The 405-nt window shown below is 56.5% G+C and carries 1 rRNA gene; it reads right to left on the bottom strand.

From position 1 onward, the window contains the following. Positions 1–405, bottom strand: a 16S ribosomal RNA gene (locus E0D86_RS21270); the annotation flags it as partial.

Here is a 405-nt window from a genome sequence, read left to right as displayed (position 1 = left end):
CTGTTCGCTACCCATGCTTTCGCTCCTCAGCGTCAGTTACTGCCCAGAGACCTGCCTTCGCCATCGGTGTTCCTCCTGATATCTGCGCATTTCACCGCTACACCAGGAATTCCAGTCTCCCCTACAGCACTCAAGTTATGCCCGTATCGCCTGCACGCCCGCAGTTAAGCCGTGGACTTACACAAACGACGCGACAAACCACCTACGAGCTCTTTACGCCCAGTAATTCCGGACAACGCTCGCACCCTACGTATTACCGCGGCTGCTGGCACGTAGTTAGCCGGTGCTTCTTATCCAGGTACCGTCACAAAGCTTCGTCCCTGACGAAAGGAGTTTACAACCCGAAGGCCGTCATCCCCCACGCGGCGTCGCTGCATCAGGCTTGCGCCCATTGTGCAATATTCC

The sequence above is a fragment of the Pseudomonas sp. IC_126 genome, assembly GCF_004331835.1.
GTDB lineage: Bacteria > Pseudomonadota > Gammaproteobacteria > Pseudomonadales > Pseudomonadaceae > Stutzerimonas.
This window is presented reverse-complemented; position numbering and strand designations above follow the sequence as displayed.